This is a genomic window from Microbacterium sp. AC035 (genome assembly GCF_979258485.1).
Window position 1 is genome coordinate 1,596,124 of record NZ_OZ409858.1, and the last position, 24,842, is coordinate 1,620,965.

A 24,842-nucleotide genomic window follows, 5' to 3' on the forward strand; every position below is an offset into this window, starting at 1 on the left:
CTCAGGACGCCGCCTTGCTCCCGTCGGCGATCTTCGCCTGCACGTAGTCGTCGATCACGAGCTCCCCTGTCGCATTGAGGGCGTGCATGATCTCCTCGACGCGCTGCTTCTGGATGACCTGCGGTTCAGGCGAGCTGAAGAGGAACTGCAGCGGGATCGCCGGGTGGATCCACACCGTGACGCGGCCCGGATCGCCGCCCTCGGGCGGAAGCCAGGTCATCATGAAGCTCTCCTGGCGGCGCAGCTTCGTGCCGACGATGACCTTCAGATGAGCGAGCGTCTCGTCATCGATGAGGATCGGCTCCGATGTGCCGTCATACCGCAGTCTTCCCATGAAAGAAACCGTACCCCGGCGTGCGCCTCATCGTGTACACGCATGCGCGATCAGACACGGCGGAACGTCACGACCTCATCGCGGCGCGAGCGCTCGACGCTCAACCCCGCGAGTTCGAGCCGACGGAAGACCCGACGCGGCAGCGAAGGCAGCTCACTGGTGCGGCCGGGCGGCGCCTCGGCGAGCCCGGTGATCAGTGAGAGGTCGATCCCCGCGCCCCGCACCTCGAGGCGGGCGTAATCCGAGCGGGTTCGCCAGACGAGGTGCTGCAGCTGGCGAAAGGGGATGCGGTGCGTCGCGGACCCGGCGCGGATGCGCAGCTCATCGTTGCCGAACACGACGCTGCACGACAGCGTCCGACGACGCAGCACAGCCCTGAGCACCAGATAGACCGGGAGCCCGACGACGACACCCGCCAGGATGATCGTGAGACGGGCGCCGACGCGCATCACGGCATCGTCGAAGGAGATGAGCAGCAGTGTCCCTGCGACGCCGACGACCAGGACCACTCCGACGATGGCGAGCGTCAGTGTGCGCATACGCAGGTCGAGGGCGGAGAACTCCACGCCCGAGCCGTCGCCGCCCTCGTCGCGCTCCCACTCGGGTGCGGCGGGAGGTGGTCGTCTCTTCGCATCACGACGCCCGATGAGAGCCGTGACGCGAGACAGGAGACCCAGCCAGATCCATCCGGCCGCGGGGCCCGCGGCGATCTGCAGCACGATGACGACCGCGCGCACCGGTTCGGGGAGGCCCACCAGCAGGGCGTCATCCGACTCGATGACGACGATCATCACGGCAGTCAGGCACACGGCGACAGCGAGATGCACCGCGACACCGGTGCGCGCCGGCCGCATCTCCATCGTCGCGTTGACGAAGGAGAACGACACACTCCAGCCGCCGAGCAGCACCAGCAGGAACGGGAAGAAGCCGAGGTCGTCACCCACGATCGTCCACACCATCGCGGCGATCAGGAGCAGCAGTCCCCAGGCGAAAGGAGCGCGCACGAACCTGCGACCGATCTCCTGCCTGAGCCGCCTCTCCGAGGTCGTCTCGGGCGCTGTGTCGGTCATCGCAGCAATCCTAGGACGAGACCCGACGTCATCACGGGAGCAACGAGTCGCGCGCAGCAGTACCGTGGATCCATGACCGCTCCTGTTGATCCGACGCACACTCCCGCCTGGTCCGAGCTCGCCGCGCTGCGCGAGTCGATCACCGCCGATCTGCGGGGCTGGTTCGCCGCCGACGCCGACCGCGCAGAACGTCTCTCGTTCCCACTCGCGGACCTCCATGTCGATCTGTCGAAGAACCTCGTCACCGACGAGGTGCTGGCCGCGCTTCTCCGCCTCGCCGAGCAGACGGGTGTCGCCGAGCGATACGCCGCGATGCTCGCCGGCGATCACCTCAACACCTCCGAAGACCGAGCGGTGCTGCACACGGCACTGCGCCGGCCGGCCGGAACCTCCCCCGCTCTCGTCGTCGACGGGCAGGACGTGGATGCCGATGTGCAGGCCGTGCTCGACGCGCTCAGCGCTTTCGCCACCCGGGTCCGATCCGGCGAGTGGCTCGGCGTCACCGGCAAGCGCGTCACCCACGTCGTCAACATCGGCATCGGCGGCTCCGACCTCGGACCGGTCATGGTCTACGAGGCGCTCAAGCCCTACGCGGATGCCGGCATCGAGGCGCGGTTCGTGTCGAACATCGACCCGAACGACCTCGCTCAGAAGACCTCGGACCTCGATCCCGAGACGACGCTCTTCATCGTCGCGTCGAAGACCTTCACGACCCTCGAGACGCTCACGAACGCCCGCCTGGCGCGCGATTGGCTGTGGGCCGGCCTCCAGGCCTCCGGTGCCATCTCCGACGACGACGACGCCCGCACCGACGCCGTGGCGCACCATTTCGTGGCGGTGTCGACCGCGCTCGACAAGGTCGCCGCGTTCGGCATCGATCCGGCCAATGCGTTCGGGTTCTGGGATTGGGTGGGCGGTCGCTACTCGGTCGACTCCGCGATCGGTCTGTCGCTCGCGATCGCTCTCGGTCCTGACGCGTTCCGCGAGCTGCTGGCCGGCTTCCACTCCGTCGACGAGCATGTGCGCACCACCCCGCTCGAGCGCAACGTCCCCGTGCTGATGGGTCTGCTCAACGTCTGGTACGTCAACTTCCACGGCGCCCAGTCGCACGCGGTGCTCCCCTACGCGCAGCAGCTGAGCCGATTCCCGGCCTACCTGCAGCAGCTGACGATGGAGTCCAACGGCAAATCCGTGCGGTGGGACGGCACGCCCGTGACCACCGACACGGGCGAGGTGTTCTGGGGCGAGCCGGGCACCAACGGCCAGCACGCGTTCTACCAGCTCATCCATCAGGGCACGCGGCTGATCCCGGCGGACTTCATCGCCTTCGTCAACCCGGCGTACCCGCTGACCGACGGCGGTCAGGACGTGCACGAGCTGTTCCTGGCGAACTTCCTCGCGCAGACCAAGGCCCTGGCCTTCGGAAAGACCGCCGAAGAAGTCGAGGCCGAGGGAACCACGGGAGCGCTCGTGGCCGCGCGCACCTTCCCCGGCAACCGCCCGACCACGTCGATCTTCGCGCCCGCTCTGACGCCGCGGGTCCTCGGTCAGCTCATCGCCCTCTACGAGCACATCACGTTCACCCAGGGCACGATCTGGGGCATCAACTCGTTCGACCAGTGGGGCGTCGAGCTCGGCAAGCAGCTCGCGATGCAGATCGCACCGGCGATCGGCGGCGACGAGTCGGCGATCGACGCGCAGGATGCATCGACGAAGGCGCTGCTCGCCTACTACCGCGAGAACCGGAAGTAAGCGAAGGCCAGCGAGACGCGATGGCGTCGACCTCGCCCGGCGACCCGCACATCCGTGCGCGTCGCCGGGTTCTGCTCATCGTCGCCGGGCTGGTGATCGTGGCGGGTCTCGTCACGCATCTCGCCGGTCGCGGTCCGATCGCCGACGCGACCGGCGATGCCCTCTACGCGGTGATGATCTACCTCGTCGTCGCCATCGTGTTCCCGCGCGCCGCCTTCTGGATCGCCGGAGCGACGGCCCTGGCCCTGTGCACGTTGATCGAGTGCTTCCAGCTCACCGGCCTGCCAGGGCTGTGGGCGCAGAGTTTCTGGCCGGTGAGACTCGTCCTCGGAGTCGGCTTCGACGTGCGCGACCTCGCCGCGTATGCGGTGGGTGCGTGTGCCGCGACTATGTGCGACTTCGTCCTGGAGCGTCGCCGCCGGGCTCGCGCCTGAGAGACAGCGAAAGACCCCCGGAGCGGTGCTCCGGGGGTCTTGCTGTCGGTGGACCTAAGGGGATTCGAACCCCTGACCTCCTCGATGCGAACGAGGCGCGCTACCAACTGCGCCATAGGCCCTGACGTCTTCTACGCTATCACGCTCGAAGACCCGCTCGTGCCGCGCTGATCAGCCAGCTGCGCGCTTCGCGAGGAGGTCGCGGACATGCGCCTCGATCTCGGCGTCGTCGACATAACCCATCTTCGCGAACGGAGAAGCTGCCGCCGGAGCGGCCGGGATCTGCACAGGTGTCGCCGGAGCAAGGCGCTCGGCCCGCTCACGCAACTCGGCGAGGCGAGCCGCGGTTCGCCGCTCCTCCTGGGCATCGAGCTCTGCTCGTGCGACCTGCGCACGAGAGCCCGCGACCGTCACCAGCGGCTCGGGCAGCGGACGGGGAGTCCACGTCGCTCGACCCTGGTCGTGCAGCTCGGGTGTCACCCTCTGCACGGGCTGCTCGGCGACGCGAACGGAACGTCGGGCAGCACGCGCGGCGACCGACGACATGCGCTGCAGGGCATAGCCGGCCACGATGATCATGGCTCCGCCGACCCACAGCAGCGCCTGCGCCTGAAGCGCGATCAGCTGCCATACGCCCAGCCCGGCGAGAACGAGACCGAGAAGAAGAGTCGAGGTGGCGACGATGCGCACGCGGCGACGAGCGCGAGCCTGCCGGATGACAGGGTCTGCCCTCGTGGCCGCGAGCTCTTCACGCAGAAGCATGAGCTCGGCGGCTTCCTTCTCGGACTGCAGGCGCTTCGCGAGCTTCTGCTGCGCGAGAGCGGTGCGGGCGTTGAGCTCGAGGCGCACCTCCCCGGGCGTCTCGCTGGTCTCGGCGAGCACCCGAAGTGCCTGATTCAGCCGGACGGCGTTGCGCTCAGCGGCGTCGTACTGGAAGCGTCCGCGCCACGACGGCAGCAGATAGAGCATCCACAGGAGCACAGCGACGAGGACTATCACTCCCCCGCTCAGCACTGGCCCGTCCATGTCGACAACGGTACGGGAACATCGGTGGTCACGACGCTCAGTGGCAGCGTGTGTCGCGACGAGTTCTGAACTCAGCGGCGTGTCAGAGCGCGAAACGGTCGGACGGAGGGATCGTCGCGGCGTCGGGAGGCACCTCGCCGTTCAGCCACCGAGCCAGCACGCCCTGCGGCACATCCTCGCGTGTGAGGGCGAACGCGTAATGATCGCGCCAGTCGCCATCGATGTGGATGTATCGGCGACGCAGACCCTCGTAGCGGAACCCGAGCTTCTGCACGACCCTCAGGCTCGCGACGTTCTCGGGCCGGATGCAGATCTCCATCCGATGCAGTGCGTACTCGGTGAAGCACGCATCCGTCGCGAGCGCGACGGCCGTCGGCGTGATGCCCTTGCCCGCGAACCGCTCGCTCACCCAGTAGCCGATCGTCGCCGAGCACAGCGACCCTCTGGCGACTCCCCAGACGTTGAGCTGCCCGGCGATCTCGCCGTCGTACTCCATGACGAACGGGTAACCCGCGCCGTCTCGGTACTGCTGGAGCAGACGACGGATGCTGAGGCGCATGTCGAACGAGACCGAGCCGTACGGGACGGTGGCCTCCCACGGCTGCAACCAGGAGCGATTGCTCAACAGCTCGTGCTGCAGAGCCCTCGCGTCCCGAGAGCGCACGAGACGCAGCTCGATCGGACCATGACGCATCCCCGTAGCCTGATCCATCCGAGCGCCCACGACCCCGCGATGACGCCTAGAGGCGTTCCGCGAACTCCTTGAGCCACGGTCGCAGCTCGGGGCCGAGGTCGTCCCGGTCGGAGGCCAGCTGCACGATCGCCTTGATGTAGTCGACGCGGTCACCGGTGTCGTACCGGCGTCCGCGGAAGATCACGCCGACCACGCCGGGGCCCTCGGGCCTGGTCGCCAGCACCTGCAGTGCGTCGGTCAGCTGGATCTCTCCACCCTTGCCGGGTTCGGTGTGCTCGAGCACCTCGAAGATCGACGCGGGAAGAACATAGCGACCGATGATCGCGAGGTTCGACGGAGCGTCTTCCGCGGCCGGCTTCTCGACGAGATCGGTCACGCGCACGGCGTCCGATCCTTCGATGTCCTCTACGGCCGCGGCGCCGTACATGTGGATGTTCGCAGGGTCGACCTCCATGAGGGCGATCACCGCGGCGCCGGAGCGCTCGTGCTCTGCGATCATCTCGGTCAGCAGCTGGTCGCGCTCGTCGATGAGGTCGTCGCCGAGGAGAACCGCGAAGGAGCTGTCACCGACGTGCGTGCGCGCACGCAGCACCGCATGACCGAGGCCCTTCGGCTCGCCCTGACGGACGAAGTGGATGTCAGCGAGATCACTCGAGTGGATAACCCTGGCCAGGCGTCCGGTGTCGCCCTTCTCCATCAGCTTCACCTCGAGCTCGGGAACCGAGTCGAAGTGGTTGGAGATCGCGTTCTTGTTGCGACCGATGATGACGAGGATGTCGTCGATCCCTGCGGAGGCGGCTTCTTCGACGACGTACTGGATGGCCGGCTTGTCGACGACCGGCAGCATCTCCTTCGGCATCGCCTTCGTCGCCGGCAGGAACCGTGTTCCCAGTCCTGCGGCGGGAATGACAGCCTTCATCTTCCGTATACCCATCCACACAGCCTAGCGGGCCTGCCGCCGTAGACTCGGAGGCATGCCCCACGACGTCGAGCACGAGAAGCGCGCGCTTCGCGCCGAGCTCCGCGAACGCCGCCAGCTGCTGAGCGACGCGCAGCGGGAGACCGCGGCCTCGGCCCTCACGCAGCGACTCGACGAGCTCGTCGAGTCGCTCGGCGCCCGGTCGATCTCGTGCTTCCTCTCGACCACGACCGAACCGGGCACGAGGGAGTTCGTCACGGCGGCCGTGCGCCGCGGCATCCGTGTCCTGCTTCCTGTGACCCGCGCAGACGGCCTGCTCGACTGGGCGGTGGCGACCGATGACGACGACGTCGCCGAGGGTCTGTTCGGTCTGCCCGAGCCGACAGGCGAGGTGCTCGGTCCGATCGCCGTGAACGACGTCGACCTGATGATCATCCCCGCCGCCGCGGTCGACCGCACAGGGATGCGCATGGGCTGGGGGCGCGGGTACTTCGACAAGACCATCGGATCGATGGAGAAGTGCCCTCCCGTCTACGCAGTCATCTATGATTCCGAGGTACTCGACTTCCTGCCGAGGGAGGTTCACGACCAGCCGGTCACCGGCGCCGTGACTCCCACGCAGACCCTCCACCTGTCGCCCACGCGACGCTGACCCGCGAGGATCGCCATGCCCACCTATGCCTATGCCTGCCGTTCGTGCGGCCACGCCTTCGACGCCGTGCAGAGCTTCTCCGACGACGCTCTCACCGTCTGCCCCGAGTGCGGCGGCGAGCTGCGCAAGCAGTACGGATCGATCGGCGTGACCTTCAACGGATCGGGTTTCTACCGCAACGACTCGCGCGCGGGGTCCGGCGCATCCGCGTCCGCACCGGCATCATCGAAGTCGGAGCCGGCGAAGAGCACCACTCCGGCGCCCGCGTCGACCAGCACCTCTTCCTGACAACATCGACTCTTCGGAGGCATTCATGCTCAAAGGCTTCAAGGACTTCATCCTCCGCGGCAACGTCATCGACCTGGCCGTCGCCGTGGTCATCGGCACCGCGTTCACGGCGATCGTCACCGCCGTGGTCAACAGCATCATCACCCCGCTCGTCTCCCTGTTCTTCAAGGCCGACGCGACCGGCAACTTCGGGCCGCAGCTGCAGAGCATCTACGGCGACACGGTCACGTTCCCGATCGGCGACCTGATCTCGGCGGTCATCAGCTTCCTGTCGGTCGCCCTGGTGGTGTACTTCGTCTTCGTCCTGCCGATGAACACGTTCAAGGCGCACGTCGAAGCCCGCAAGGGCACGCCGGCCGAGCAGCCGGAGGAGGAGCCGGCCGCGGCCACCGAGGCCGAGCTCCTCGTCGAGATCCGCGACCTGCTCGCTCGGAACAGCACGCGCAGCTGACGCGCAGTCGTCCTACGACGAAGCGCACGGTCCTGATCGGGCCGTGCGCTTCGTCGTATCCCCCGGAGAATCCCGAGGACAGGTGCTCAGTAGTGCGGGGGCACGTCCTGCATCATCCGATCGTCGTTCGGACCTTTCGGCCCCTTCGGGCGACTCGGCTCCTTCGCGACCCGCTCCGGATCCGCGTCGGTGCCGGCAACAGGAGTCAGCCGGGCTCGCCTCGATCCGGCGACCCGAACGACCTTCTGCCGGGGCTCGTCAGGGTCGAGTTCGTCAGTCATTCTGCGGATCGGTGAGATCGATCGGCTGCGTGTCGTTGTCGGCGCGAGCCGCGGATGCCGAGATGCCCAGGACTCCGGCGATTCGAGCGGCCACGGTGACCGGGTCGCTGTAGAGATCGAACGCATGCACGCGCACGTAGTGCCAGCCGAGCCGGCGCAGCACGTGCGGGCGCAGTCGGAGCGTCTCGCGCAGCGACTCCCCGCGCGACTCCGGGTCGGACTCGATCACGACCGCCTTGCCGTTGTGCTGGGCGACGAGCGGCAGCAGGCCGCGGTAGTCGACGTCGACGGCGGCACCGAGGCGGCGCAGCTCACGCGCGAGCGCGAGCGTCAGCGGATCGGCGAGGTCTTCGAGACGGGCGTCCCGTGCGCGTGTGGCGAGGCCACCCAGGATCGACATCAGCGTGGCGGCGCCGAACTCCAGGCGTCCGTCGTCGAACGAGGAGGGCCGGATCGATGACACGATGACCATCGATCGCCGCGCGCGTGTCATGCCCACCGTGAGCAGCCGCTCGCCGTCCGGCGTCGAGAGGTCGCCGAAGTCGCTCAGCACTCGCCCGTGCTTGGTGAGGCCGTAGCCGAGTGAGAAGATCACGCGGTCACGACTCTCGGCGACAGACTCTTCCAGCGTGAGCACTGCGAAGGGCTCCGCGGTGTCGCGGCCGACGAAGTCGGCGACGTCCGATCGTCCGGCGAAGGCGGAGGTGACCGCCGCGCGCACGCGCTCTGCGTGACGCCTGCTCGCCGTGACGACCATCAACGACTCGTCGGGACGATGCACGGCATGCTCGACGACCAGCGTGACGACACGCGCGACTTCGGCCTCGGGGCTCTCCACCGCCCCCGACACCGGGTCGGGCGCTCCCGTGCCGCCTTCGACATAGTCCACCGTGAGGCTGCCGCGACCGAGGTATGAGCCTGCCCACGGCAGGGACACGATCTCGCCGCCGTAAAACGCGTCATTGATGAGCTCGGCGAGGTCCTCGCCGCCGGCGCGGTAACTGCGCGTGAGGGTCATCACCGGAAGCAGCTCGGAGAGCCGCTCGAACACCGAGACGGAGTCGAAGGGAAGCTCGTGCTCCCAGTCGGAGCCGGGGTCGACGGCGACATGGAACGCGGTCGGCAGCTGTGTGACCGGGTCGCCGAACGCCACGACCTGACGGGCGCGTCGGATCGCCGGGGCGGCCTCAGCGAGGTTGATCGCGGCCGCGTCGACGAGGAGGACGGTGTCGAACTCGACCGAGTCGGGGATCTGCGGCACGAGGTAGGGCGACGAGATCCAGACCGGCGCGAGCACGTCGACGAGAGTGGGCGCGGAGCTCACGATCTCGGCCGTCGTCGTCGCCGACTGCTTCAGCGCGCGCCTCAGGTTCTGGGATTCCTGGGGCTCGTCGACTATCGCGATCTTCCATTGATTGGCGAGCTGCCATGCGAGCAGCGGTCCTGCCATCGCGGCGTGCGCCTCGTCGACGAGACGGAAGTCCCGCTCGAGCCGATCGACCACGGCGGTGTTCGCACCGAGAAGCGCGCGGTCCTCCTGCAGGGCACGCTCGAGCAGGGTCTGCCACCAGGCGAACTCCAGCTCGTCTCCCACGCGCGACTCGGCGACGTGGCGAACGGACAGCTCGGCGAGCAGCGGCTCGAGACCGAGTTCGGCCAGCCGATCGCGCAGCTGCGCGCGCTCCACGAGGTTGTCGAAGACATCGGATTTGGCTGCGAGTCCGGCGAGAGTGCGCACGAGACGGGCCACAGGGAGCGTCGCGAGAGGCTCCCTGCGTCCGAGCGCGACGTCCAGCTCTGCGAGCTCGGCGGTGACGCGCTGCCAGGAGGCGTAGACGTCGGGGAGGCCGAGCGGAACCTCGGGCGCGACGCCGGCGTCCACGAAGCGCTGCCACTGGGTGCGCTGCGCCTGGATGCGCAGCAGCGACTCGTGCATCTCGGTGACGTGCACGCCCGGGCGCACGTACTCCTTGGCGAGTCGACGCAGGCGGCGACGGTTGGCTCCCGACATCGCCGGGGCATCGCGACGAGAACCGTGAGCCTGGATCAGCTCGCCCAGCGGGCGCTCGAACACGGTGGGGCTGAACCGGTCGAGGGAATCACGGATCCCCTGCAGGAGCCGCAGGTACTCACCGAGCTCGTCGATGGTCGAGAACGGACGCATGTGCGTCTGGGCGATGAGCGCGTAGCCCCGCTCGAGCAGGGCAGGCACGCTCTCGGAGTGCAGGCGGGCCGCCAGCTGATGTGCGGACTTCGCAGCCTCCGTGCTCGAGAAGGTCACGCCGTACCAGGGCGAGTCATCCGGGCCGAAGCGGAACTCGCCCAGGCGCGCGGCGTGCGCGAGCGCGGCGGCCGCCGATGAGCGATCGTCGGCGAGACGCCGGAGGGTCTCGGCGCTGAGCCGGGCGGTGGTCGACGGCGGAGTGGGCAGCGAGGCGAGTCTCGTGAGGTGGCGCGTGGCGTCGAGCACCGAGGAGTTCGTCCCGGCGACCGGAGCAGTGAGCGCCTGCCGGTAGTCCCGCAGCACGGCGCGCAGACGAACCAGCGCGTCATCGACGTCGCTGACCTTCGGAGCGGTCGCCTTCTCGTTGCGGCCGATGGCACGCACGAGGTCGCGGCGCACACTGGCGGGCGACACGGCGAGACTGTCGAGACCGATGCCCGCGAGGCGGTGCCGCACGCCGTCGAGGGTCGAGCGCCGCGCCGAGACGACCAGCACGCGCTTCCCGGCGCGCACGAGTTCGCCGAGCGCGTTGATCACGGTCTGGGTGCCGCCGGTGCCGGGGAGGGTCGCGACGGTGAGCGAGTGGCCGGCCGCGATCTTGGCGAGAAGGGCCTCTTGCTCGGCATCCGCATCGAGCAGGAGATTGTCGGATGCAGGCGCCCGGTCGTCCGGTCCGGTGTGGTGAGGCTCGGGTCTGCGAGCGGAGACCTGCTCGCGGTCGCCGACGTGTCCGGCGAGGGCATTGAGCACGGCATGGTCGAGGCTGCCCGCATCGCGGGACATCGCGCCGCCGACGTCGGCGAAGGTCGAGACCACGAGCCTCGGCAGCACGGTGAACGTGTCGATCGACCGCGTCGTGGCGCGCAGGCTGTCGATCACCGGCTGGGGTTTGAAGATGCCGCCGTCGTACGCGAGGGCCGCGAGCGCGGCGGCGTCGATCGTGATGCCGAAGTGCTCGCGCGCGATCCGCACGAGCTCCGGGTTCACCTCGAACGCCCCCTGCAGTTTGAGCTCGAAGTCGGAGTGGTGGCGACGGATCGCCAGCGGTCGAAGGAGCACGGGTGCCGCGAACTCCGCGCCGCCGATACGCCATCCCGCGACGCCGACCGCGAGGTGCACGGCCTCGATGCCGCGGACGGTGCGCAGTTCGGTGTTCTTCGCGGTGATCCGCTCGGCGGCAAGCCTCGCGGTCCTCAGACCGACCTCGTCGCGATAGAGGTTCGACAGCAAGGTGGACTTGCCGGTGATGAACTGGGGAAGGCTGCCGGGGTGGGCCTTCGAGATGTCGATGCCGGACTCGACCGTGTCGCGGAAGTTGACGAGCGGTGATGAGCCGCCGAGGTCCGCGGCTTCCGCACGGAGACGGGTGCGCTCCGCCTCGGCGGCGTGCGCGATGCCGATGCCGGAGACCGGCTCGTGCAATTCACCGAGGGTCACTGCGGCATCGGTCGCCGCGTCATCCGCAGCCTTGCCTTCACGTCGCCACACACCTCACACACTAAGCGCGCCTCGCCCTGCAGCCGGTATCCCGGGCGGGTTTCACCGTATTTCCGCCCATCGATGACGGGCCCGAGCGTGTGCAGACCGCTTCTGCACGCCGGGTGCGAGTCGGCGAGGTCTCCCCCGGTCGCGCCCCCGACGATGCCCGCCTGCGGTCGCTGCGGTCAGTATGGAGGCATGACCTTCCGCTACGACTTCGCACCGACCCCGTTCGGAGACGCCCTCGCCGTGTTCTCCGACGAGGGTCTCGTCCGATTCGACCTCTCGGAATCGGACGATCCCTCGGTCCCCTGGGTGCTCGAGAACGTGTCCCACCAGCTTCAGGCCGTCCCCGAGCCCGACCCCGGGGCGGCCGACGAGGTCACCGAGCTCCTCGATGCGTACTTCGACGGCTCTCCTGTGCGCTTCGCGGATCATCTGACGTTCGACTGGCGCCTCGCCGACGGCTTCGCCCGCACCGCTCTGCAGACGATCAGCACGATCGAGTGGGGAGAGACGATGAGCTACGGCGAGATCGCGGCATTGGCAGGTCGCCCCGGCGCCGCGCGCGCCGTCGGCACCGCGTGCCGACTCACCCCCTTCTCCATCGTCGTCCCCGTTCACCGCGTGGTGCGATCGGACGGAACGGCGGGGCAGTACGGCGCGCATCCCGAGCGCAAGAGGTTCCTTCTCGATCTCGAGTCGCACCGCTGACCGCACACGACGTGGACCCCGACGAGTAGGCCGCCGGGGTCCACGTTCAGCTCACAGCCGGATCAGTGATCCACGGCTTTCTCCGCCCCGAAGCCGGTCAGCGAGCGCACCTCCATCTCGGCGGCCAGGAGTGGCGACTCCTTGGTGCGGCTCGTGACGGTGCCGAGCCAGCCGAGGAAGAAGCCGAGCGGGATCGACACGATGCCCGGATTGTTCATCGGCCACAGGACGATGTCGATCCCGGGGATCATCGAGGTCGGAGAACCGGAGAACACCGGCGACAGGACGATGAGGATGATCGCCGCCGCGAGACCGCCGTACATGCTCCAGACCGCGCCCCGGGTGTTGAATCGTCTCCAGAAGAGCGAGTAGAGGATCGTCGGCAGGTTCGCCGAAGCGGCGACCGCGAAGGCGAGCGCCACGAGGAAGGCGATGTTCTGCCCCTGCGCGCCGATGCCGCCGACGATGGCGAGGATGCCGATCACGACCACCGTTCGCCGGGCGACACGCACCTCGCCGTCGGGGTCGGGCTCGACCGGGTTGCCCGCGGAATCCTTCCTGCCCTTCTGGATCACGTTCGCGTAGATGTCGTGTGCGAACGAGGCGGCTGCCGTGATCGTGAGCCCGGCGACCACGGCGAGGATGGTCGCGAACGCGACCGCTGAGATGAAGCCGAGCAGGACCGGTCCGCCCAGATACAGCGCGAGCAGCGGCGCGGCCGAGTTCGGCCCGCCGGGTGCCGCCGCGATCACGTCCGCTCCGACGAGCGCGCCCGCTCCGTACCCGAGCACCAGCGTCAGCAGATAGAAGCCGCCGATGAGCCAGATGGCCCACACCACCGAACGTCGAGCCTCTTTGGCCGTGGGCACGGTGTAGAACCGCATGAGCACGTGCGGGAGGCCGGCGGTTCCGAGCACGAGCGCCATGCCCAGGGACACGAAGTCCCAGGGGTTCGCACCGTACTGCAGACCCGGTCCGAGGATGGCGTCTCCCTTGTCGGAGTTCTCCACCGCCGCCTCGAGCAGCGTGTTGAGGCTGAATCCGTTGATCGCCAGCACCCAGATCGTCATCGCGATGGCACCGCCGATGAGCAGGAACGCCTTGACGATCTGCACCCAGGTCGTCCCCTTCATGCCTCCGATGAGGACGTAGACGATCATCAGCAGACCGACCACGGCGATCACGATCGACTGCCCCAGTCGCCCGTCGATTCCGAGCAGAAGCGAGACCAGGCCGCCCGCGCCCGCCATCTGCGCGAGCAGGTAGAAGAAGCACACCGCGAGGGTCGTGATCGCGGCCGCCATGCGCACCGGACGCTGCTTCAGACGGAAGGACAGCACGTCGGCCATCGTGAACTTGCCGGTATTGCGCATGAGCTCCGCGACGAGAAGCAGGGCGACGAGCCAGGCGACGAGGAATCCGATCGAGTACAGGAATCCGTCGTAGCCGTTGATCGCGATCGCTCCGCAGATTCCGAGGAACGACGCGGCCGACAGATAGTCGCCGGCGATCGCGAAGCCGTTCTGCGGCCCTGTGAACGAGCGGCCGGCAGCATAGTAATCGGCCGCCGTCTTATTGTTCTTGCTCGCGCGGATCACGATGAAAAGCGTCACCGCGACGAAAGCCAGGAAGATCGAGATGTTCAGGACGGGATTGCTCTCGGCCGTGACCGGCTGGGTGGCGGCGTGAATGATGTTCATGCTTCTCCCTGCGCCTTCTCGAGTTCTTCTCGGATCTCGGTGGCGATCGGATCGAGCCGCCGATTGGCGAATGCGACGTATCCCATCGTGATCGCGAAGGTGGTGACGAATTGTCCGAGACCCATGAGCAGACCGATGGTGATATCGCCCCACACCCGCTGCGACATGAAGTCGGTCGCGAATGCGGCGAGTAGGACGTAGACGAAGTACCAGATGAGGAAGAACGCCGCGAGCGGGAAGATGAACGATCGCTGCGTCTTCTTCAACTCGCGGAATCGTGGTGATTGCTCGACAGCGATGTAGTCGATCGCTCCCGGCGAATCAGCCGTCGGATGGTCTGTCATGGGGCCTCCTTGCCTCATGTGCTGCGGCTCGCTCCGGCTTCCCAGGCGAATGATAGGGTCGACGCTACGAAACGGGGAACAGCGCCGTCACCCCCGAAAGTAGGTAGTCGTGAGCACATCGACCGAGTTGGAATCAGAGACCGACCTCGTCGCCAGAGCAGTGCGCGAGCTCGCTCAGCGCACCCGGTTCCCGGTCGCCTTCGGAGGACTCATCGACGAGGGCGTCGTCAGCGTCACCAGCATCGTCGGAAACCGCACTCGCAGTCTCGACGGATTGCGTGTGCGACCCGAGCGCGGTCTCGGCGGGCGGGCGATGATGGAGCTGCGGCCTCGCATGACCAGCGACTACGGATCGTCGCAGCAGATCACCCACGACTACGACGTGTTCGTGCTCGGCGAGGGACTCCGGACGCTGCTCGCCCTGCCCATCGTCGTGGGCGGTCGCCCGCGCGGCGTCCTCTACGCAGGCGCGTGGGACAGGACCCCCGTCGGGGGCGTGACGACCGCACCTGCGATGCAGGTCGCCCAGTCGGTGGCCGAGGAGCTGCGCGTTCGCGACGAGGTGGAGCGACGACTGCGCGCGGTCGCACCGGCATCCGGATCCGTCGCGCCTCGTCATCGCGAAGAACTGCGCGAGAGCTTCGCGGAGCTTCGCAGCATCGCGGCGTCCGTCGACGACGCCGAACTGCGCGCACGGATCGCCCAGGTGGAGCAGCGTCTCGTGATGCTCGCGGAGGATGCGGCTCCGACGGGGACCGGACCGATCCCGACCGTCCATCTCTCCCGTCGGGAGACCGATGTGCTCGCCTGCGCGGCTCTGGGAGCGACCAACGCCGAGATCGCCGGCCAGCTCGGCCTGCGCGAAGGAACGGTCAAGGCGTATCTCGGCACCGCGATGTCGAAGCTCGATGCCTCCACCCGTCACGCCGCTGTGGCCAAGGCGCGTCGCGTCGGACTGCTCCCCTGAGCCGACCGCACGTGCGGTCTCCGCAGCAGCAGAGCTGCACAGGCCCTGCCCAGCGCGGACGGCTATCGTGGATACTGGTCGGTGAACCCCGGCCCCGGACGAGGCAGACCAGTACCCGGTGAGCGAAAAGACTGGTCCGAAAGGACCGCCATGTCGTGGATAGTGCTGATCATCTCCGGAGTTCTCGAGGCCGTGTGGGCGACTGCCCTGGGCAAATCCGAGGGACTCACCAAGCTGTGGCCGAGCATCATCTTCGTGGGCGGTCTGGCCCTCTCGATGATCGGACTCGCATTCGCGATGCGCGATATCGCGACCGGCACTGCGTATGCAGTGTGGGTCGGAATCGGCGTGACCCTCACCGTCATCTGGGCTATGGCGACGGGTGACAGCGAGGTCTCCTGGGCACGGATCCTGCTTCTTCTCGGACTCGTCGGATGCATCGTCGGCCTGAAATTGATCGACCCCGGTCACGAGTAATATTCCGGATCTCGTTTATCCGGAGTATTGTCATTTCCATGGCAAGAAGAATTGTGCACCAGTTGGTCGACGACATCGACGGAAGCGTCCTGGACGTCGGCGAAGGCGAGACCGTGCATTTCTCGCTGAACGGAACCTCCTACGAAATCGATCTGAATTCCGCGCACGCAGAAGAATTGCACGCGGCATTCGAGCCCTACATCGCGGCAGGGCGTCGGGCCGGCTCCGCCGTGTCGGCGCGATCGGCCGCGCCCCGCAAGCGCGCCGGTCGTAACCCCGAGGTCGCCGCGATCAGGGCATGGGCGAACGACAACGGCTACACGCTCTCGGAGCGGGGTCGCATTCCTGCCCCGGTCGTCGAGGCGTACAACGCCGCGCACTGAATCACTCGGAGGTCGCGACTCCGGGCTGGGCCCACGGCTCATCCCGGAGCGTGATCTCCTGGGCCATGTCCGACAGGAATCGGATCACCACGTCACGCTCGTCCGCCGTGAGCCGCGCTGCCGAGTAGAAGCGCTTGGCCTGCTGACGACCCACCGTCTCCATCGCCGCCTGTCGCGTCTCCGGCGTGATGGTGATCGCAAGCGCACGCCGGTCGGTCGGATGCGGTGCGCGTCTGATGTGCCCGCCCTTCTCGAGGCGATCGAGCAGCTTCGTCGTCGACGCCGTCGATATCCCCAGATGCGTGGCGATGCCCCCGGGGGTCGCCGTCGCGCCGCGGTTCGCGCAGACGATCAGATAGTGCAGTGCGCGCATGTCCGTCTCGTTCAGGCGCATGTAGCGCCGCGAGGCGAGTGAGAGCTTCTGCTCCGCGTCCCTGAGCTCGCCGAGCGCCCCCATGACGAGTGCGATCTGGCGCAGGTCCTCGGGGGCGACCCCCGACCGGTCGATCAGCGCGCTCCGTGGATCCGCCGACTCGACGTCATAGATCGCCGTATGCGCGAGGCCGTCGGGCGAGACCCTGTCTTGCCGGGAGAGCACATCGGACGCGCCGCTTCCGCGGGGGGTGGCGTCGGGTCCGTCGTGCATGACATCATGCTACACACGATTGTTTCATGTTATGTTGATTATTAGCTTAGCTAGCGAAAATCGAGGAGGTTCCCCGTTGGATGAGGTCACCCTCCTCTCGCCGGACGGAGTAGCGATCGGCACCAGTGCGAAAGACTCGGTGCATACCACAGATACACCGCTTCATCTGGCCTTCTCCTGCCACGTCTTCGACCGCGACGGTCGGCTGCTCGTGACGCGACGAGCACTCGCGAAGCGCACCTGGCCCGGGGTCTGGACGAACAGCTTCTGTGGTCACCCGCGACCCGGCGAGGACATGACCGATGCCGTGCACCGTAGGGCTGAGGAAGAACTCGGACTCCGCCTGACAGACGTCTCCCTGGTGCTGCCGGAGTACCGCTACCGCGCCGTCGACGCGAGCGGGATAGTCGAGAACGAGATCTGTCCCGTCCACGTGGCGGTCGCCGACGGCCCCCTCTCCCCCGACCCCGATGAGGTCGCCGAGTGGGCATGGGTCGACCCGGCGGAGTTCGCTGATTCCGTCCTCGGCGCTCCCTTCGCCTTCAGCCCGTGGCTCGTCGAGCAGCTCCCCCAGCTCCGCGACCTCGGGGTGGTGTGACCATGACCGTCACCGTGACGCAGGCTGCGCCGCGAGAAGACCTGAGCACTCGAGTCGAAGAAGTGCTCCGCCAGCGCTTCGCACTGCACTGCGAGAACGCCGAAGCGTACGGAACCGAGTTCGCGGCGCTCTGGCGCGCGACCGCAGACCACGCCCTCGGCGGAAAGTTCGTGCGCCCGAAGCTGCTGCTCGACATCCACCGGGCGCTCGTTCCGTCCGCCGACGACAGCGCCACGATCGCCGCCGTGGACATCGCGGCGCACATCGAGCTCCTGCACTACGCCTTCCTGCTTCACGACGACGTCATCGACGGAGACCTGATCCGCCGCAAACGACCGAATCTGATCGGCCAGCTCGCGTCGGGCGCACCCGGCGCCTCCGAAGAGGGCTCGCTGCACTGGGCCAGATCCAGCGCGATCCTGATGGGCGACCTGCTGCTCTCGGCCGCGATCATGGGCTTCGCTCGGGCCGATGTGCCGGCGCACTCACGGGGGCGTCTGCTCGATCTCGTCGAGCAGACCATCCTCGAGACGGTGGCGGGCGAGCACACCGACGTCGCACTCAGCCACGGGATCATCGCATCGGATGTCGACACCGTCCTCACCATGAGCGTCTACAAGACGGCGACCTATTCGTTCTCGCTGCCGTTGAGAGCCGCGGCGCTCCTCGCCGATTCGTCCGCTTCTGCCGAAGCGACGCTGCAGTCCGTCGGCCGCCACCTCGGCCTCGCGTACCAGCTGCAGGACGACCTGCTCTGCGTCTTCGGCGACCACCGCGCACACGGCAAGGACGCCTTCTCTGATCTGCGGGAGGGCAAGGAGACGGCGATCATCGCCTTCGCCCGCTCGACGAGCGCCTGGGAGCGCATCGAGCCGCGATTCGGTGCCGCAGACCTCAGCCTGCAGGATGCCACGGGAATGCGTGATCTTCTGCGCGAATGCGGAGCCGAGCGATTCGTCGTCGGACTCATCGGAGATCAACTCGACGCGGTCTATGCACTGCTGTCCGAGGCGGAACTCGCCGGCGAGATCAGCTCGGATGCCGCGCGGTCCATCCTCGTCTCCGCTTCTCGCCTCGAAGGACGCCAGGCATGACCCCGACCCCTCATGATGCGGCGGGTGCGAGTCTGGGGCGATTCAACCGCGCCGCCGACACGGCATCCACCGAGGTCATCCGCACCTACTCCACGTCGTTCGGGCTGGCGACGCGACTGCTCGGCGCGAGACATCGCCAGCACGTGCGCAACATCTACGCCATGGTGCGCATCGCCGACGAGATCGTCGACGGGGTCGCCGCGCAGGCAGGACTGGACGAATCCGCGCAGACCGACGCACTCGCGTCATACGTGGCCGAGACGCACCGGGCCATGAGCGTCGGCTACAGCACCGACCTCGTGCTGCACGCCTTCGCGCGCACGGCGAGAGAGTGCGGGATCGGCGTGGACCTCACTCAGCCGTTCTTCGACTCGATGGCCGCCGACATCGCGACCGATGCCGACTTCACCGCCTACGACACGGCGGCGCACGAGCGCTACGTGTACGGCTCGGCCGAGGTGGTCGGGCTGATGTGCCTGCGGGTGTTCCTGCGAGACGACACACGCACGACCGGCGAGCTCGAGACCCTGACCCACGGCGCGCGACAGCTCGGCGCCGCTTTCCAGAACGTCAACTTCCTGAGAGACCTCGCGGATGACACCGAGCGCCTGCAGCGTGGCTACCTCGGCGACGACGGCCGACTCACCGACGCCGACCGGGACGCCTGGGTCCGCACGATCACGGCGCAGCTCGACGATGCGGCACGCTCGATCCCCCTGCTCCCCAAGGACGCTCGCGCTGCCGTGCGCAGCGCCCACGCGCTGTTCGCGGCCCTGACGAGGCGCGTCTCGAAGACTCCGGCTTCCGACCTCTATCAGCGTCGGGTGCGCGTGCCCGACCCGATCAAGGCGCTGCTGGCCGCGCGATCTGTGCTCGTGACGACGATGGAGCGGAGCCGATGAGTCGGGTCGCGGTGATAGGCGCAGGAGTCGCGGGTCTCGCTGTCGCAGGGCTGCTCGCCCGCGACGGCCACGAAGTGACCGTCTACGAGAAGAACAGCCGAGTCGGCGGTCGCGCGGGCACCATCGAGCGCGACGGTTTCCGGTTCGACTCCGGGCCGTCGTGGTATCTCATGCCCGAGGTGTTCGACCACTTCTTCGAGATGATGGGCACCTCGACGCAGGATCAGCTCGACCTGACACTCCTCGATCCCGGATACCGCGTCTTCCAGCCGCCGGGAGAGGACGGGCACCTTTCGCCCGCCGTAACGGTGCCCGCCGGGCGCGCGGCCGTATCTCGTCTGTTCGAGTCGCGCGAGCCCGGATCGGCGCAGGCGCTGGACGCGTACCTCGACTCGGCGCACGATGCGCGCGTGATGGCCGAACGCTACTTCCTCTACAACCCGTTCACGCGACTGCGCACGCTGATGACACCCGAGGTGCTGCGAGCCCTTCCTCGTCTCTTCACGCTTCTCGGCACACGCCTGCAGTCCTTCGCCTCTCGGCGCTTCCGCGATCCGGTGATCCGTCAGCTGCTCGGATACCCTGCGGTGTTCCTCGGCACCGACCCCCGCACCGCGCCGGCCATGTACCACCTCATGAGCGCTCTCGACCTCGACGAGGGCGTCAGCTATCCGCAGGGCGGGTTCTGGCGAGTGGTCGAGCGCATCGCGGCGCTGGCCGAGGCCGCGGGCGCCAGGATCGTTCTGGATGCCGATGTCACGGCGATCAGCACCGGCATCCGGGCGGGTGCGGCGACCGCGACGGGCGTCGAGTGGCGCGACTCCGACGGGATTCCGCACAGGGCAGACGCCGACATCGTCGTCTCCGGCGCCGACCTGCACCACACCGAGACGGCGCTGCTCCCCCCGCACCTTCGCACCTACCCCGATTCCTGGTGGCAGCGGCGCACGAGCGGACCGGGCGCCGTGCTCGTGATGCTCGGCATCCGCGGCTCGCTTCCCGAGCTGCCGCACCACTCCTTGTTCTTCACCGAAGACTGGGATGCCAACTTCGACGCCATCTTCGGCGACCATCCCGAGATCCCCTCCCCCGCCTCGACGTATGTCTGTCGTCCGAGCGCCACGGACAGCACCGTCGCCCCCGAAGGCCACGAGAACCTCTTCGTGCTGGTGCCGATCCCCGCCGACACGGCGTTGGGCGCCGGGGGCTCCGACGGCGGCGGATCCGCGGCGATCGAGCGCGCTGCCGATGCCGCGATCGACCAGATCGCGACCTGGGCCGGCATCGATGACCTGCGCGAGCGCATCGTGGTGCGTGAGACGAAGGGCCCCGCGGACTTCCTCGAGGACTACAACTCGTGGCGCGGCGGGATGCTGGGGCCCGCGCACATCCTCTCCCAGAGCGCGATGTTCCGGGCTCAGAACGAGTCGCGCCAGGTGTCCGGACTGTACTACGCGGGCGCCACGACCGCACCGGGGGTCGGCGTGCCGATGTGCCTGATCAGCGCCGAGATCGTTCTGAAACGGATCCGTGGCGACCACTCGGGCGGACCGCTCGACGTCTCGACCGCCGCGGCGTCCACGGGCGGAGCAGCGTGATGGGCTTCATCTATCCCGTGCTCCTGCTCGCCACTCTCGGATGCATGCTGCTGCTCGACCGGCGATTCCGACTCTTCTTCTGGCGCGACGCCGTCGCGGCGACCGTCGTCACGGCCGTCGGGCTCGCGTTCTTCCTCGTCTGGGACGTCGCGGGCATCGCCGGAGGGATCTTCTTCCGTGGTGAGGCCGCCATCGCGTCAGGGATCGTGCTCGCACCCGAGCTCCCGATCGAGGAGCCGGTCTTCCTGCTCTTCCTCGTCGTATGTACGATGGTCGTCTACACCGGTGCCGTGCGGATCCTGACTAGACGGAGCCGGCGCCCGAGCGAGGTCGGACAGTGACCTACATCGAGCTCTCCACGTGGTTCGTCGGCGCCGCTGTGTTGGGGGCCATCGCCCTCTCCGTGGCCTCCGGGCGGTATCGCGCCCACCTCGGCGCGATGGCTCTGACCGTCGTCGTGCTCTTCCTCCTCACTGCCGTGTTCGACACGGTGATGATCGCGACGGGCCTGTTCCACTACTCGGCCGACCATCTGCTCGGCGTGCACATCGGACTCGCGCCTCTCGAGGACTTCGCCTATCCGCTCGCCGGGGCGGTGCTGCTGCCGACTCTGTGGGCGGCGATGCGGACCCGTCGACGCCGTCGCGCCGGCATCCGAGCCACCGAGGCGGATCCCTCGTGACGTCCTCGACCCGCGGATCCGTTGGTCGCGACGCCGCACAGATCGTCCTGTCCTCCCGTCCGATCAGCTGGATCAACACGGCCTTCCCCTTCGCAGCCGCATACCTCCTCAGCACGCGCGAGATCGACCTCACGCTGATCATCGGAACCCTGTACTTCCTCGTGCCCTACAACCTGGCGATGTACGGCATCAACGACGTGTTCGACTACGCGTCCGACCTCGCCAACCCGCGCAAGGGCGGGATCGAGGGAGCGCTGCTCTCCCCCCGCATCCACCGGGCCACGTTGTGGGCGGCGGTCGTGACGAACGTCCCGTTCCTGGTCTTCCTCGTCCTCGTCGGAAACCCCACGTCGTGGTTCTGGCTGGCGGTCAGCGTCTTCGCCGTGATCGCCTATTCCGCGCCGAAGCTCCGGTTCAAGGAGCGTCCGTTCCTCGATTCGACGACCTCGAGCCTGCATTTCGTGACCCCTGCGATCGTGGGGCTCGCTCTGGCCGAAGCCGCTCTCTCGCCCACGGCGGTCATCGTCCTCGTCGCATTCTTCCTGTGGGGCATGGCCGCACACGCCTTCGGGGCTGTGCAGGACATCGCGCCCGACCGCGAAGGGGGCATCGGCTCGATCGCGACCGTGATCGGAGCCCGTGCGACCGTGCGACTGTCGATCGCGCTCTGGGCGCTCGCCGGCATCGCGATGCTGTTCACGACATGGCCCGGTCCGCTGGGCGCCGCGCTCGCGCTGCCGTACATCGTGAACGCCGCACCCTGGTGGAACGTCACCGACGAGACCTCCGCCGGCACCAATCGCGCCTGGCGGCGTTTCATCTTCCTGAACTACTTCGCCGGGTTCCTCGCGACGATGATCCTCATCCTCGCCTGGGTCTCCTGACGCCCACCACCGCTGATCCCCACCCCTGCACCTTCCGAGAGGAACCTGATGTCCAGCCCTGAGCACGCGCCCGTCCCACCCACCCGAGTGCGCACCCGGCGACACTCCTGGGCGCGCGTCCTGATCCCCGTCGCCCTCATCCTGGTGTGGCTGGTCGGGGCGGGTCTCGGCGGTCCGCTGTTCGGCAAGGTCGACGAGGTCTCGTCGAACGATCAGACGAGCTACCTGCCCGAATCGGCTGATGCGACTCAGGTGCAGAAGCTGCTCGGTGAGTTCAACGACAGCGACGCCATCCCGGCGATCGCCGTCTTCGTCGCCGATGACGAGCTGTCGGAGTCGGACATCCAGACCATCTCGGATGCCGTGGCCGACGCGCCATCCGTCGAGGGAGTGAGCGAGGACGTCTCCCCCGCTCTGACCTCGGAGGACGGCAAGGCCGTGCAGGCGTTCATCCCCATCGAGGGTGACGCGGAGCTCGCCGATGCGATCGATGCACTCGGCGCACAGCTGCGGGACGCCGCGCCCGACGGCGTCACGGTCTACATCACCGGGCCCGCAGGGTTCAGTGCCGATCTCGTGGCCGGGTTCGCCGGCATCGACGGGCTGCTGCTGGGCGTCGCCCTTCTCGCGGTGCTCGTCATCCTGGTGCTCGTCTACCGCTCGTTCCTGCTGCCCATCGTCGTGCTCTCGACGAGCCTGTTCGCGCTCTGCGTGGCACTGCTCGTCGTCTGGTGGCTGGCCAAGTTCGAGGTGCTGCTGCTCAGCGGCCAGACCCAGGGCATCCTGTTCATCCTGGTCATCGGAGCGGCCACCGACTACGCCCTCCTGTTCGTGGCTCGGTTCCGTGAAGAACTCCGCGTCGCTCACGACAAGGGAACAGCCGTTCTCGCGGCGTGGAAGGGGTCGTTCGAGCCGATCGTCGCCTCGGGCGGCACCGTCATCGCCGGTCTTCTGTGCCTGCTGCTCAGCGACCTCAAGTCCAACAGCACGCTCGGGCCCGTGGCCGCGATCGGAATCGTGTTCGCGATGCTCGCGGCGCTCACGCTTCTTCCCGCGCTGCTGCTGCTCTTCGGCCGCGCGGTGTTCTGGCCACGGCGCCCGAAGTTCGAGCCCGAGGTCGTCGCCGAAGAGCACGGCATGCGCAAGACGGGGGTCTGGGCTCGACTCGCGCACCTGATCACCAAGCGTCCGCGCGTCATCTGGATCGTCACCACCCTCGTGCTGCTCGCCGGCGCCTCCGGTGTGCTGCAGCTCAACGCCGCAGGCGTGCCGCAGTCCGACCTCGTGCTCGGCGCCTCCGAAGCACGCGACGGACAGGTTGCGCTCGGCGAGCACTTCCCCGGCGGTTCCGGCAGCCCCGTGTATGTGGTCGTCGCAGAGGACAGGCTCCAGGATGCCGCCGACGTGCTGCTCGCCGACGACGGCGTCGACGGCGTCTCGGTGACGGCTGCCGATTCTCCGAGCGGGACGGCGACGGTCACCGAAGACGGACTCGTCGCTGTCGGCCCGCCGGGAACCCCCGTCCCCGAGCCCACGGTCGTCGACGGCGAGGTCCTGCTCCAGGGCACCCTGACCGACGCGGCCGACTCGGATGCGGCTGCCGCCACCGTGCGGGATCTGCGCGGCGAGCTGAACGAGATCGATGCGCTGGTGGGAGGAGTGACCGCGACCGCCATCGACACCAACGATGCCTCGATCCACGATCGCAACCTGATCATCCCGGTCGTCCTCGTGGTGATCATGCTCATCCTCATGCTGCTGCTGCGGTCGATCCTCGCACCGGTGCTTCTGATCATCACCACCGTGCTGTCGTTCGGCACGGCCATGGGCGTCTCTGCGCTGATGTTCAACGGCGTGTTCGACTTCCCCGGCGCAGACCCCGCCGTACCGCTGTACGGGTTCGTCTTCCTGGTCGCGCTCGGCATCGACTACAACATCTTCCTGATGACGAGAGTGCGTGAGGAGTCCCTCGAGCACGGCACGCGCGAGGGAGTCCTTCGCGGGCTCTCGATCACCGGAGGCGTGATCACCTCCGCCGGTCTCGTGCTCGCTGCGACCTTCGCCGCCCTGTCGGTGATCCCGATCCTGTTCCTGGCACAGCTCGCGTTCATCGTCGCGTTCGGCGTGCTGCTCGACACGTTCGTGGTGCGCTCGCTGCTCGTGCCTGCTCTCGCCTACGACCTGGGTCGGGTGATCTGGTGGCCGTCGAAGCTGTGGCGGAGCGGTCGTGACTGATCGCGCCGGCTCTG

At 67.9% G+C, this 24,842-nt stretch carries 27 protein-coding genes, 1 tRNA gene and 1 riboswitch; of the genes, 17 read left to right on the forward strand and 11 right to left on the reverse strand.

The features are described 5' to 3' along the window. Position 1: 1 nt before the first annotated feature. Together ACZ0AA_RS07740 and ACZ0AA_RS07745 are read right to left on the reverse strand one after the other, a co-directional pair. Positions 2-334: a DUF7882 family protein gene (locus ACZ0AA_RS07740; protein ID WP_400865339.1), complete on the reverse strand. Its 333-nt coding sequence runs from the start codon at positions 332-334 to the stop codon at positions 2-4. A 50-nt stretch (positions 335-384) separates the two neighbouring features. Next, positions 385-1,404 (reverse strand): hypothetical protein, encoded by a 1,020-nt coding sequence (locus ACZ0AA_RS07745; protein ID WP_463512590.1) that lies wholly within the window; start codon positions 1,402-1,404, stop codon positions 385-387. Positions 1,405-1,476: 72 nt separating this feature from the next. Here ACZ0AA_RS07745 and pgi point away from each other — a divergent pair, with 72 nt between their 5' ends. Both pgi and ACZ0AA_RS07755 read left to right on the forward strand, forming a co-directional pair. Next, positions 1,477-3,156 carry a glucose-6-phosphate isomerase gene (gene pgi, locus ACZ0AA_RS07750; RefSeq protein WP_463512591.1) on the forward strand — a complete coding sequence of 560 codons (1,680 nt, stop codon included), beginning with the start codon at positions 1,477-1,479 and terminating at the stop codon, positions 3,154-3,156. Between the two features lie 20 nt (positions 3,157-3,176). After that, positions 3,177-3,590 carry a ribosomal maturation YjgA family protein gene (locus ACZ0AA_RS07755; RefSeq protein WP_463512592.1) on the forward strand — a complete coding sequence of 138 codons (414 nt, stop codon included), beginning with the start codon at positions 3,177-3,179 and terminating at the stop codon, positions 3,588-3,590. A 49-nt stretch (positions 3,591-3,639) separates the two neighbouring features. Here the strand turns inward: ACZ0AA_RS07755 and ACZ0AA_RS07760 are convergent. The 4 genes from ACZ0AA_RS07760 to galU form a co-directional block, all read right to left on the reverse strand. Then, a tRNA-Ala gene (locus tag ACZ0AA_RS07760) sits at positions 3,640-3,712 on the reverse strand. Between the two features lie 49 nt (positions 3,713-3,761). Further along, on the reverse strand, positions 3,762-4,616 hold the full coding sequence (locus ACZ0AA_RS07765) for a hypothetical protein (RefSeq protein WP_463512593.1): 855 nt from the start codon (positions 4,614-4,616) through the stop codon (positions 3,762-3,764). Between the two features lie 82 nt (positions 4,617-4,698). Beyond that, complete coding sequence (locus ACZ0AA_RS07770; protein ID WP_309694366.1) at positions 4,699-5,310, reverse strand: GNAT family N-acetyltransferase; 612 nt, start codon at positions 5,308-5,310, stop codon at positions 4,699-4,701. A 46-nt stretch (positions 5,311-5,356) separates the two neighbouring features. Continuing rightward, the gene (galU, locus tag ACZ0AA_RS07775) at positions 5,357-6,244 is read right to left on the reverse strand and encodes a UTP--glucose-1-phosphate uridylyltransferase GalU (RefSeq protein WP_042539866.1); all 888 of its coding nucleotides are present in this window, start codon (positions 6,242-6,244) and stop codon (positions 5,357-5,359) included. A gap of 40 nt (positions 6,245-6,284) precedes the next feature. On the opposite strand from galU, the gene ACZ0AA_RS07780 reads away from it, so the two are divergent. From ACZ0AA_RS07780 to mscL, 3 genes are read left to right on the forward strand one after another with little or no spacing between them, the layout of a single operon-like run. Then, positions 6,285-6,881: a 5-formyltetrahydrofolate cyclo-ligase gene (locus ACZ0AA_RS07780; protein ID WP_463512594.1), complete on the forward strand. Its 597-nt coding sequence runs from the start codon at positions 6,285-6,287 to the stop codon at positions 6,879-6,881. 15 nt (positions 6,882-6,896) lie between these two features. Continuing rightward, a complete protein-coding gene (locus ACZ0AA_RS07785; protein WP_400865358.1) occupies positions 6,897-7,169 on the forward strand; it encodes an FmdB family zinc ribbon protein in 273 nt (90 codons plus the stop codon). Positions 7,170-7,194: 25 nt separating this feature from the next. Then, positions 7,195-7,620, forward strand: coding sequence for a large conductance mechanosensitive channel protein MscL (gene mscL / locus ACZ0AA_RS07790; protein WP_400865361.1), 426 nt, complete (start codon positions 7,195-7,197; stop codon positions 7,618-7,620). 86 nt (positions 7,621-7,706) lie between these two features. On the opposite strand, the gene ACZ0AA_RS07795 is transcribed toward mscL, so the two are convergent. Next, a complete protein-coding gene (locus tag ACZ0AA_RS07795; protein ID WP_463512595.1) occupies positions 7,707-7,901 on the reverse strand; it encodes a hypothetical protein in 195 nt (64 codons plus the stop codon). Next, positions 7,894-11,613, reverse strand: coding sequence for an AAA family ATPase (locus ACZ0AA_RS07800; RefSeq protein ID WP_463512596.1), 3,720 nt, complete (start codon positions 11,611-11,613; stop codon positions 7,894-7,896). The genes ACZ0AA_RS07795 and ACZ0AA_RS07800 overlap by 8 nt, the downstream gene beginning before the upstream one ends. A 189-nt stretch (positions 11,614-11,802) precedes the next feature. Here ACZ0AA_RS07800 and ACZ0AA_RS07805 point away from each other — a divergent pair, with 189 nt between their 5' ends. Beyond that, on the forward strand, positions 11,803-12,318 hold the full coding sequence (locus ACZ0AA_RS07805; RefSeq protein ID WP_463512597.1) for a methylated-DNA--[protein]-cysteine S-methyltransferase: 516 nt from the start codon (positions 11,803-11,805) through the stop codon (positions 12,316-12,318). Positions 12,319-12,380: 62 nt separating this feature from the next. On the opposite strand, the gene ACZ0AA_RS07810 is transcribed toward ACZ0AA_RS07805, so the two are convergent. Next, the gene (locus ACZ0AA_RS07810) at positions 12,381-14,018 is read right to left on the reverse strand and encodes a solute symporter family protein (protein ID WP_400865371.1); all 1,638 of its coding nucleotides are present in this window, start codon (positions 14,016-14,018) and stop codon (positions 12,381-12,383) included. Beyond that, positions 14,015-14,362: a DUF485 domain-containing protein gene (locus tag ACZ0AA_RS07815; RefSeq protein ID WP_400865373.1), complete on the reverse strand. Its 348-nt coding sequence runs from the start codon at positions 14,360-14,362 to the stop codon at positions 14,015-14,017. The genes ACZ0AA_RS07810 and ACZ0AA_RS07815 overlap by 4 nt, the downstream gene beginning before the upstream one ends. A 109-nt stretch (positions 14,363-14,471) precedes the next feature. Here ACZ0AA_RS07815 and ACZ0AA_RS07820 point away from each other — a divergent pair, with 109 nt between their 5' ends. From ACZ0AA_RS07820 to ACZ0AA_RS07830, 3 genes are all read left to right on the forward strand, one after another. Beyond that, a complete protein-coding gene (locus ACZ0AA_RS07820; protein ID WP_463512598.1) occupies positions 14,472-15,329 on the forward strand; it encodes a LuxR C-terminal-related transcriptional regulator in 858 nt (285 codons plus the stop codon). 72 nt (positions 15,330-15,401) lie between these two features. Next, positions 15,402-15,469, forward strand: a riboswitch (guanidine-III (ykkC-III) riboswitch). A 10-nt stretch (positions 15,470-15,479) separates the two neighbouring features. Further along, the gene (locus ACZ0AA_RS07825) at positions 15,480-15,806 is read left to right on the forward strand and encodes a DMT family transporter (protein ID WP_400865379.1); all 327 of its coding nucleotides are present in this window, start codon (positions 15,480-15,482) and stop codon (positions 15,804-15,806) included. A 38-nt stretch (positions 15,807-15,844) separates the two neighbouring features. Beyond that, positions 15,845-16,189: a histone-like nucleoid-structuring protein Lsr2 gene (locus tag ACZ0AA_RS07830; RefSeq protein ID WP_463512599.1), complete on the forward strand. Its 345-nt coding sequence runs from the start codon at positions 15,845-15,847 to the stop codon at positions 16,187-16,189. Between the two features lies 1 nt (position 16,190). On the opposite strand, the gene ACZ0AA_RS07835 is transcribed toward ACZ0AA_RS07830, so the two are convergent. Next, positions 16,191-16,835, reverse strand: coding sequence for a MarR family winged helix-turn-helix transcriptional regulator (locus ACZ0AA_RS07835; RefSeq protein WP_400865384.1), 645 nt, complete (start codon positions 16,833-16,835; stop codon positions 16,191-16,193). A 31-nt stretch (positions 16,836-16,866) separates the two neighbouring features. On the opposite strand from ACZ0AA_RS07835, the gene idi reads away from it, so the two are divergent. Genes idi through ACZ0AA_RS07875 form a run of 8 tightly spaced genes read left to right on the forward strand, consistent with a single transcriptional unit; the run spans position 16,867 to position 24,828 of the window. Beyond that, on the forward strand, positions 16,867-17,433 hold the full coding sequence (gene idi, locus ACZ0AA_RS07840) for an isopentenyl-diphosphate Delta-isomerase (RefSeq protein WP_463512600.1): 567 nt from the start codon (positions 16,867-16,869) through the stop codon (positions 17,431-17,433). 2 nt (positions 17,434-17,435) lie between these two features. Further along, on the forward strand, positions 17,436-18,527 hold the full coding sequence (locus tag ACZ0AA_RS07845) for a polyprenyl synthetase family protein (protein ID WP_400865390.1): 1,092 nt from the start codon (positions 17,436-17,438) through the stop codon (positions 18,525-18,527). Continuing rightward, positions 18,524-19,429, forward strand: coding sequence for a phytoene/squalene synthase family protein (locus ACZ0AA_RS07850; protein WP_463512601.1), 906 nt, complete (start codon positions 18,524-18,526; stop codon positions 19,427-19,429). Before ACZ0AA_RS07845 ends, ACZ0AA_RS07850 begins: the two co-directional genes overlap by 4 nt. Then, positions 19,426-21,027 carry a phytoene desaturase family protein gene (gene crtI, locus ACZ0AA_RS07855; RefSeq protein ID WP_463512602.1) on the forward strand — a complete coding sequence of 534 codons (1,602 nt, stop codon included), beginning with the start codon at positions 19,426-19,428 and terminating at the stop codon, positions 21,025-21,027. Before ACZ0AA_RS07850 ends, crtI begins: the two co-directional genes overlap by 4 nt. After that, positions 21,027-21,368, forward strand: a complete 342-nt coding sequence (locus tag ACZ0AA_RS07860) for a lycopene cyclase domain-containing protein (protein ID WP_463512603.1) — start codon at positions 21,027-21,029, stop codon at positions 21,366-21,368. The genes crtI and ACZ0AA_RS07860 overlap by 1 nt, the downstream gene beginning before the upstream one ends. Then, complete coding sequence (locus tag ACZ0AA_RS07865; protein WP_463512604.1) at positions 21,365-21,709, forward strand: lycopene cyclase domain-containing protein; 345 nt, start codon at positions 21,365-21,367, stop codon at positions 21,707-21,709. Before ACZ0AA_RS07860 ends, ACZ0AA_RS07865 begins: the two co-directional genes overlap by 4 nt. Next, positions 21,706-22,593 (forward strand): prenyltransferase, encoded by an 888-nt coding sequence (locus tag ACZ0AA_RS07870; RefSeq protein WP_463512605.1) that lies wholly within the window; start codon positions 21,706-21,708, stop codon positions 22,591-22,593. The genes ACZ0AA_RS07865 and ACZ0AA_RS07870 overlap by 4 nt, the downstream gene beginning before the upstream one ends. Before the next feature lie 48 nt (positions 22,594-22,641). Next, complete coding sequence (locus ACZ0AA_RS07875; RefSeq protein WP_400865405.1) at positions 22,642-24,828, forward strand: MMPL family transporter; 2,187 nt, start codon at positions 22,642-22,644, stop codon at positions 24,826-24,828. Positions 24,829-24,842 lie beyond the last annotated feature (14 nt).

Excerpts from the sequence above, each read along its gene's own strand:
- ACZ0AA_RS07740 (WP_400865339.1), bottom strand. The coding sequence starts at position 334 with ATGGGAAGACTGCGGTATGACGGCACATCGGAGCCGATCCTCATCGAT.
- ACZ0AA_RS07745 (WP_463512590.1), bottom strand. The coding sequence starts at position 1,404 with ATGACCGACACAGCGCCCGAGACGACCTCGGAGAGGCGGCTCAGGCAG.
- pgi (WP_463512591.1), top strand. The coding sequence starts at position 1,477 with ATGACCGCTCCTGTTGATCCGACGCACACTCCCGCCTGGTCCGAGCTC.
- ACZ0AA_RS07755 (WP_463512592.1), top strand. The coding sequence starts at position 3,177 with ATGGCGTCGACCTCGCCCGGCGACCCGCACATCCGTGCGCGTCGCCGG.
- ACZ0AA_RS07765 (WP_463512593.1), bottom strand. The coding sequence starts at position 4,616 with ATGGACGGGCCAGTGCTGAGCGGGGGAGTGATAGTCCTCGTCGCTGTG.
- ACZ0AA_RS07770 (WP_309694366.1), bottom strand. The coding sequence starts at position 5,310 with ATGCGTCATGGTCCGATCGAGCTGCGTCTCGTGCGCTCTCGGGACGCG.
- galU (WP_042539866.1), bottom strand. The coding sequence starts at position 6,244 with ATGGGTATACGGAAGATGAAGGCTGTCATTCCCGCCGCAGGACTGGGA.
- ACZ0AA_RS07780 (WP_463512594.1), top strand. The coding sequence starts at position 6,285 with ATGCCCCACGACGTCGAGCACGAGAAGCGCGCGCTTCGCGCCGAGCTC.
- ACZ0AA_RS07785 (WP_400865358.1), top strand. The coding sequence starts at position 6,897 with ATGCCCACCTATGCCTATGCCTGCCGTTCGTGCGGCCACGCCTTCGAC.
- mscL (WP_400865361.1), top strand. The coding sequence starts at position 7,195 with ATGCTCAAAGGCTTCAAGGACTTCATCCTCCGCGGCAACGTCATCGAC.
- ACZ0AA_RS07795 (WP_463512595.1), bottom strand. The coding sequence starts at position 7,901 with ATGACTGACGAACTCGACCCTGACGAGCCCCGGCAGAAGGTCGTTCGG.
- ACZ0AA_RS07805 (WP_463512597.1), top strand. The coding sequence starts at position 11,803 with ATGACCTTCCGCTACGACTTCGCACCGACCCCGTTCGGAGACGCCCTC.
- ACZ0AA_RS07810 (WP_400865371.1), bottom strand. The coding sequence starts at position 14,018 with ATGAACATCATTCACGCCGCCACCCAGCCGGTCACGGCCGAGAGCAAT.
- ACZ0AA_RS07815 (WP_400865373.1), bottom strand. The coding sequence starts at position 14,362 with ATGACAGACCATCCGACGGCTGATTCGCCGGGAGCGATCGACTACATC.
- ACZ0AA_RS07825 (WP_400865379.1), top strand. The coding sequence starts at position 15,480 with ATGTCGTGGATAGTGCTGATCATCTCCGGAGTTCTCGAGGCCGTGTGG.
- ACZ0AA_RS07830 (WP_463512599.1), top strand. The coding sequence starts at position 15,845 with ATGGCAAGAAGAATTGTGCACCAGTTGGTCGACGACATCGACGGAAGC.
- ACZ0AA_RS07835 (WP_400865384.1), bottom strand. The coding sequence starts at position 16,835 with ATGCACGACGGACCCGACGCCACCCCCCGCGGAAGCGGCGCGTCCGAT.
- idi (WP_463512600.1), top strand. The coding sequence starts at position 16,867 with ATGTTGATTATTAGCTTAGCTAGCGAAAATCGAGGAGGTTCCCCGTTG.
- ACZ0AA_RS07845 (WP_400865390.1), top strand. The coding sequence starts at position 17,436 with ATGACCGTCACCGTGACGCAGGCTGCGCCGCGAGAAGACCTGAGCACT.
- ACZ0AA_RS07850 (WP_463512601.1), top strand. The coding sequence starts at position 18,524 with ATGACCCCGACCCCTCATGATGCGGCGGGTGCGAGTCTGGGGCGATTC.
- crtI (WP_463512602.1), top strand. The coding sequence starts at position 19,426 with ATGAGTCGGGTCGCGGTGATAGGCGCAGGAGTCGCGGGTCTCGCTGTC.
- ACZ0AA_RS07860 (WP_463512603.1), top strand. The coding sequence starts at position 21,027 with ATGGGCTTCATCTATCCCGTGCTCCTGCTCGCCACTCTCGGATGCATG.
- ACZ0AA_RS07875 (WP_400865405.1), top strand. The coding sequence starts at position 22,642 with ATGTCCAGCCCTGAGCACGCGCCCGTCCCACCCACCCGAGTGCGCACC.